Origin of the sequence: Cellulomonas sp. A375-1, assembly GCF_001040865.1 — a bacterium.
Taxonomy (GTDB): domain Bacteria; phylum Actinomycetota; class Actinomycetes; order Actinomycetales; family Cellulomonadaceae; genus Cellulomonas; species Cellulomonas gelida.
This window is the reverse complement of the sequence record NZ_LFKW01000061.1, coordinates 47,687-54,110: the sequence shown is the minus strand read 5'-3', so window position 1 is coordinate 54,110 and position 6,424 is coordinate 47,687. Positions and strand designations below refer to the sequence as shown.

At 75.5% G+C, this 6,424-nt stretch carries 7 protein-coding genes; 3 read left to right on the top strand and 4 right to left on the bottom strand.

Annotated elements, in window-relative coordinates:
• The 3 genes from CWIS_RS19300 to truA form a co-directional block, all read right to left on the bottom strand.
• Positions 1-1,659: HAD-IC family P-type ATPase (locus tag CWIS_RS19300; RefSeq protein WP_048342565.1), on the bottom strand; the 1,659-nt coding region annotated here is incomplete at its 3' end.
• Between the two features lie 64 nt (positions 1,660-1,723).
• Positions 1,724-2,425, bottom strand: a complete 702-nt coding sequence (locus CWIS_RS07070) for a DNA alkylation repair protein (RefSeq protein WP_048342556.1) — start codon at positions 2,423-2,425, stop codon at positions 1,724-1,726.
• A gap of 66 nt (positions 2,426-2,491) precedes the next feature.
• Positions 2,492-3,382, bottom strand: coding sequence for a tRNA pseudouridine(38-40) synthase TruA (truA, locus tag CWIS_RS07065; RefSeq protein WP_231583711.1), 891 nt, complete (start codon positions 3,380-3,382; stop codon positions 2,492-2,494).
• 43 nt (positions 3,383-3,425) lie between these two features.
• Between truA and CWIS_RS07060 the strand changes: the two genes are divergently transcribed.
• The 3 genes from CWIS_RS07060 to CWIS_RS07050 are packed head-to-tail and all read left to right on the top strand — an operon-like array spanning position 3,426 to position 5,558.
• Positions 3,426-4,190, top strand: coding sequence for an ROK family protein (locus CWIS_RS07060; RefSeq protein WP_048342554.1), 765 nt, complete (start codon positions 3,426-3,428; stop codon positions 4,188-4,190).
• Between the two features lie 34 nt (positions 4,191-4,224).
• Positions 4,225-4,824: a hypothetical protein gene (locus tag CWIS_RS07055; RefSeq protein ID WP_048342553.1), complete on the top strand. Its 600-nt coding sequence runs from the start codon at positions 4,225-4,227 to the stop codon at positions 4,822-4,824.
• A 26-nt stretch (positions 4,825-4,850) separates the two neighbouring features.
• A complete protein-coding gene (locus tag CWIS_RS07050) occupies positions 4,851-5,558 on the top strand; it encodes a hypothetical protein (RefSeq protein ID WP_048342552.1) in 708 nt (235 codons plus the stop codon).
• On the opposite strand, the gene CWIS_RS07045 is transcribed toward CWIS_RS07050, so the two are convergent.
• On the bottom strand, positions 5,548-6,255 hold the full coding sequence (locus CWIS_RS07045) for an alpha/beta fold hydrolase (RefSeq protein ID WP_048342551.1): 708 nt from the start codon (positions 6,253-6,255) through the stop codon (positions 5,548-5,550). The genes CWIS_RS07050 and CWIS_RS07045 overlap by 11 nt on opposite strands.
• Between the last annotated feature and the right edge of the window lie 169 nt (positions 6,256-6,424).

Genomic DNA, 6,424 nt, shown 5'->3' with positions numbered 1-6,424 from the left:
CCCGACGAGCCCGAGGAACTCGAGGCGGCTGCCCACGTCGTCGGCCGCGAGCGCGTCCTCGCCGGGCGCCGGGCGGCGGGCCGCCGCGAGGACCCGCAGCCCCTGCGCGCCGAGCTCGTCGATCGCTGCGTGCCAGCGCGCGGCGTCCAGCGGCGCCGGACCGGCCTGCGTGCGCTGCGTCGCGCACCGCTCGAGGAGCCGGTCGGGCGCGCCGAGCACGTGCACGAACCGGGTGCCGTCGGCGAGCTCGTCGAGCGTCGCGGAGAACTTGGTCGAGGACTCGAACGGCACGACTGCGAGCCGCGTCGCGTCGGCCGTGAGCCCCACCTTGAGCGCGAGCACGACGATCGCGGCCTCGGTCGGCTGGCCGACGATCCCCCACCGGCCGTCGGTCCGGACGACGCGCGCGTCGTTGCACAGCTGTCCGGCGACGACGAGGTCGGCCAGGTCGCCGTGACGCGCGAGGTCGAGCGGCGCGTCCGTCGAGTCGCCCGGAGCGCCGTCCCCGGGCACGGCGTCCTGCCTCTGAGCAGAGCCCTGCACCCGCACGGCGCCGACGGGCTCGTAGCCGAGGCCGTCGACGTCGTAGCGACCGTGCGCGGTGACCACGGTCCGCGCGGTCATCTCGTTGCGGGTCAGCGTCCCGGTCTTGTCCGAGCAGATCGTCGTGACCGAGCCCAACCCCTCGACCGCCGTGAGCTTGCGCGTGATCGCGTTCCGGCGGGCCATCTGCTGCACGCCGAGGGCGAGGGTCACGGTGACGAGCGCGGGCAGGCCCTCGGGAACCGCCGCGACCGCGAACCCGATCGCCGCGGAGACCAGCTCGTCGAGCGCGAAGCTGTGGATCACGCGCCCGATGACGAGCATCGCGCCGGCCATCAGCAGGATCAGCAGGCTGAGCTGCTTGCCGAGCCGCGCGAGCTGGCGGGTCAGCGGGGTGTCGAGGTGGTCCACCCCGGCGACGAGCTCCTGGATCCGCCCGATCTGCGTGGCCGGGCCCGTCGCGACCACGACACCGGTCCCTCGCCCCGCGGTGACGATCGTGCCGGAGAACAGCATCGAGCTGCGGTCACCCACACCCGCGTCGGCGCCCACCGCCGCGACCTCCTTGACCGCGGGGACGGACTCCCCCGTGAGCGCGGCCTCCTCGACCTGCAACGTGGTCGAGTCGAGGAGCCGGACGTCCGCCGGCACCCGGTCGCCCGAGCGGACGCGCACGACGTCCCCCGGCACGAGGTCGTCCGCGGGCACCGAGCGCCACTCGCCGTCACGCCGCGCATCGGCCTCGAGCGAGAGCATCGTCGCGATGCCCGCGAGCGCCTTGTCCGCGCGCCCCTCCTGGACGAACCCCACGACCGCGTTCGCGACCGCGACGACGAGGATGACCGTGAAGTCGACCCAGTCGCCGAGGATCGCCTTGAGCACCGCGGCCGCGAGCAGGATGTAGATGAGGACGTCGTCGAAGTGACCGAGGAACCGCAGCACCACGTTCGGGCGCGGCGCCTCGGGGAGCCGGTTGGGCCCGACCTGCGCGAGCCGGCGCCTCGCCTCGTCGTCGGCCAGCCCGTCGGACGTCGAGGCGAGCGCGGCGAGGACCTCCTCGGGCGGCTCGGCGTGCGCGAGCAGCGCGGCGCCGACCTCGGGCGGGGCGACGGTCATGGCACGGCCTCCTTCGCTCGGGATCAGCCTCCCGCACCACCCGGCCGGGCGCGCGGCACGCGCGTCAGGAACGTGCGGAGGGGGCCGGTGCCAGCGCCTGGCGGCGCACCATCTCGCCGATCCAGACCGGCGCGAACGGCGACGTGCACCCCGCAGGGGTCGGGTAGTCCTTGAGCACCTCGAGACGCTCACCGATGTCGATCGCCCGGGCGCGCAGCTCCGGGTGGTGGATGCCGATCGTCGCGAGGCACTCGTTCATCGCCCACTGCAGACGCTCGGGCGCGTCACGCATGTCGGCCTCGATGCGGTCGAGCAGCCCGGTCAGGTCGAGTCCGTCCGGGGCCCGGGCGACGCGGTCGCTCGTCAGGGCCCACCCCGCGCTCGCCACGACCGGGTCGGGGTCGGCGAACCACAGCACGCGCAGCTCCTCGACGTGCGGGCTCTTGCGCACGACGTAGCTCAGCAGCCACCCGTGCACCTTGGGCACGCGCGCGTCGCGGAGCATGGCGTCGAGCTCGTCGGCGCGGTACGCCCTCGGTCGGCTGATGAGGATCGCGACGAGGCGCGCGGCGGTGTCACCGGTCGTCCACAGGCGGCCCGCGAGGTCCTGGTCGGTCTTCAGCCGCTTCGCCACGGCGCGCAGCCGGGTGAGGTTCACGCCGTGGTCGTCGCCGTGGCGCTCGTTGACCGCGCGGATCTTCGGGTCCTCGAGCGCGGCGAGCTCGGCGAGCACGTCCGCGACGGCGGCCTGCGTCTGCGTCACCATGCCTTCGCCCTTCACTTCGTCGTCCGTTCGTCGTCGTCCATCGTCTCCCGGACGCGCGAGAGCCTCTCAGCAGCACCCGTCGGCGCGCGTCACCTCGTGCTCGCCGCGCCGGGCGCGCGTGCGGTCGGCGCGTGCGGCGAGCGCGTCGTCGGGCGGGTACTCGACGTGCTCGAGCGTGAGCCCGTGCGCCGCCACGACGTGCGCGGCCGCGTCGCGACGACGCGCCGCGAGCAGGTCGCCCGGCCAGGTCACCGGCCTGCGGCCCTCGCCCACGGCGAGGCTCGCACCGACCAGCGAGCGGACCATCGAGTGGCAGAACGCGTCGGCCTGCACGGTCGCGACGACGAGCCCGGCGTCCGGCCCGTCGGCCGGACGGGACCACGCGAAGCGCTCGAGCGTGCGGATCGTCGTGGCGTCCGGACGCGGCTTGCAGTACGCCGCGAAGTCGTGCAGCCCGACGAGCGCGTCCGCGGCCTCCTGCATCGCGTCGACGTCGAGCACGCGTGCGTGCCACAGGACGTGCGAGCGGGTCAGCGGGTCGCGCGCGGCGGCCGTGTCGCACACCCGGTAGGCGTAGCGGCGGCGCAGCGCCGAGAAGCGCGCGTCGAAGCCGACCGGGGCGAGGCTCGCACGGTGCACGACGAGGTCGGCGGGCAGCACGCCCGCGAGCCGGGTGGTCAGCGCGTCGAGCGGGTCGCGCTCGCTGCGCCCTCGAGCGGCCGCGAGCGCGTCGTCGTCGACGTCGACGTGCGCGACCTGCCCCCGGGCGTGCACCCCCGCGTCGGTGCGGCCGGCGACGACGAGGCGCGGCGCCGCCAGGCCGCGCGGTCCGGTGCGCAGGATCGTCGCGAGCGCGTCCTCGAGGGCCCCCTGCACCGTGCGCAGCGCGGGCTGGCGCGCCCACCCGGCGAAGTCGGTGCCGTCGTACGCGAGGTCGAGGCGCAGGCGGACGGTCACGCCCGCCACGGTACCGGGCGCCCGCGCGCACTAGCGTGGGCCCGTGCCCGGTCAGGACCCGTACACGCTCGCCGTCGACTGCGGTGGCGGCGGCATCAAGGCGTCGGTGCTCGACGCCGCCGGCACGCTGCACGCGCCCGCGCTGCGGGTGCCCACGCCCTACCCCCTGCCCCCGCAGCGTCTCGTGGAGACGATCGCGGCGATCGCCGCGGACCTCCCGCCGGCCGACCGGGTGACCGTCGGCATGCCGGGCATGATCCGGCACGGCGTGGTCGTCGCGACGCCGCACTACGTGACCCGCAGCGGCCCGCGCTCGAGCGTCGACCCCGCGCTCGTCGTCGCGTGGTCCGGGTGCGACGTACGGGCGGCGCTCGAGTCGCGGCTCGGCCTGCCGACGATCGTGCTGAACGACGCGGAGGTGCACGGCGCCGGTGTGGTCTCCGGGACCGGGCTGGAGCTCGTGCTGACCCTCGGCACCGGCCTGGGGTCCGCACTCTTCGACGGCGGGCGCCTCGCCCCGCACCTGGAGCTGTCCCACGCACCCGTGCGGCGCGGTGTCACGTACGACGAGTACATCGGCCAGCCCGAGCGCCGACGCCTCGGCAACGCGCTGTGGGCGCGGCGCGTGCAGCGCGTCGTCGAGGGGTTCCGGCCCGTCTTCCACTGGGACCGGGTGTACCTCGGTGGCGGCAACGCGCGGCACGTCACGCCGAACGTGCTGGACCGGCTCGGCGACGAGGTCGTCGTGGTGCCGAACCAGGCCGGGATCGTCGGCGGCGTGCGCGCCTGGACCCTCACCGCGGGCTGATCGTCAGGCCCACGGGTGGGTAGGGTCGGACGTCATGGCGACTGATCCCCCCGCGCCCGCGGACGACGAAGCCGCGGTCGCCGACGACGTCGCACCCGAGCCCACCGAGGTGGTCGTCGTGCTGCGCGACGGCGTGCCCGCGCTCGTCGAACCGGCCGGCGCGCACGTCCCCACCGACGACGATCTCGCCGCGCTGCGTGCCCTGCCGGCGCGCGAGCACCAGGTCGCCAGCCACGCGATGCACGCGTTCTCGGGCGACGACCGCACCGCGAGCCTGATCCTGGTGCTCGAGGACGTCCTGGCGGGTGTCGGCGTGGACGACCTGACGCACGGCACGCTCGTGGCGCTGCCGGACCCCCGGGCCCTGCTCGTGCACGTCGTGCGCGACGAGCAGGTCCTGCGCGCCGCGCACCTCATGGCCACGGTCGCCCGGATGCGGTCCTCGGAGGCCGGGGCCATCAGCGCGGACGTGTACTTCCGCCACGTCGACGGCGGGTTGCAGCGCATCACCGAGCACGCGGACGACGAGGTGCAGGTACGCATCGAGGGACGGTTCGCGGACACGCTCGCCGGGCTGGGGCTCGTCGACCGCAGCCGGCGCGCGCGCCGGGCGGCACGCCGACGCCGGGGCTGAGCCGGGCACACGTTACGGTCCTCGCCATGGCCTGGTTCACGCGTCGACCCGACGAGCCCGAGCAGTCCCCGCGCGCGAGCGCGCAGCGCGCCGACGACCCGTCGGTCCTCGATGACGCGGCGCCTGTGGCCCCGGCCGACGAGCTCGGGCGTCGGCTGGTGGCGCGCATCGTGGCCGAGTCCGAGCTCCCCGTCGTCGACCCCGACGCCGGACCGTCGTTGGGAGCGGGGCTGTGCGTGCGCGCCGCGATCGACACCCCGGACACCGTCGACATCCTGCTCACCACCCGCCTCGGCGGGTGGGCCGCGCTCGGCGACGCCGCGCTCGCCGGGCTGCGCCGCCTGCCCGCTCCCGCGCACCAGCGCGTCGAGCACGAGGTCCACGTGTTCGAGAGCGAGGACCACTTCGGCGCCTCGCGCCTCCTGCTGCACGACGAGCTGCTCGCGTCGGTCGGCCTGACCGACCGACCGTTCGGCACGCTCGTCGCCCTGCCGACGCGCTCGAGCCTCCTGGTGCACGTGCTGCACGACGCGACCGTGGTGCACGCGCTGCACCTCATGTCACGCGTCGCGCGCGCGGGCCAGGACATGCCAGGACCGCTGAGCCCGCACGTGTACTACCGGGCCGAGAGCGGTGCGCTCCAGCAGATCACGCGCTACGAGGGCGACCAGCTCCAGGTGCACGTCGACGGGGCGTTCGCGAGCGCGATGCACGACGCCAAGCTCACGGACTGACGCTCACCTCGGCGGACGCCTCGAGCAGCACGCGCGTGAACCGGACCGGCGCGACCACGCTGACCAGGTGCGTCGCCCCCGGCACGACGACCAGCCGACCGTCGCGGCATGCCGCGAGGAACTGCTGCTCGTCGCCCCGGAAGTGGTCCCAGCGCCCGTTGACGAGCCACACGGGCGCCCGGACGTGGGCGAGCGCGGCCACCGGGTCGAACGCACCGACCTCACGCAGCACGTCGCCCATGACCTCGAGCGCGAACCCACCCGCGCCCAGGTCGGAGGTCGCCTGCTCGCCCACGAAGGTGCGCGCGAACCGCTCGTTCAGGCCCGCGCCCGCGTCGGGCAGCCGGCCGATGCCCCGGGCGACCGTCGCCCACCCTGCGACCAGCACGCGCCGGGGACGCGTGCAGCACCCCGCCGCGACGAGCCCGGCGACCTGCTCGGGGTGGCGCGCGGCGTGCGCGATCGAGACGTATCCGCCGAGGGAGAGCCCGGCGACGAGCGCCCGTCCGCCCAGCGCGTCGACCGCGCGCGCGACCGTCGCGACCGCCTCGTCCAGCGTGAACTGCTCGTCCGCGCGCGTGCCGTGACCCGGCAGGTCCACCGCGACGGTCGCGAGGCCCGCCCGCGCGAGCGCCTCGACCTGCGGGCGCCACATCGTGCGCGACGTGCGGACCCCGTGCACCAGGACGACCCCCATCGTCGGACCGTACCGCGACCTGCGGGGCGCTCGGTCACCCGTTCGGCCCAGGAGCAACCCCCGCGATTACGACATGGGCGATCCGCGGCGTTTCCCCTCGGGACCTTGGTCCGTAGCGTCGTGGCGACGCTCGGTGGCCGCCGCCGCCGGAGCACACCCGTCCGCGAGG

Bases quoted from the DNA above. Each gene is read 5' to 3' on its own strand.
- CWIS_RS07070 (WP_048342556.1), bottom strand. From the start codon at position 2,425: ATGGTGACGCAGACGCAGGCCGCCGTCGCGGACGTGCTCGCCGAGCTC.
- CWIS_RS07055 (WP_048342553.1), top strand. From the start codon at position 4,225: ATGGCGACTGATCCCCCCGCGCCCGCGGACGACGAAGCCGCGGTCGCC.
- CWIS_RS07050 (WP_048342552.1), top strand. From the start codon at position 4,851: ATGGCCTGGTTCACGCGTCGACCCGACGAGCCCGAGCAGTCCCCGCGC.
- CWIS_RS07045 (WP_048342551.1), bottom strand. From the start codon at position 6,255: ATGGGGGTCGTCCTGGTGCACGGGGTCCGCACGTCGCGCACGATGTGG.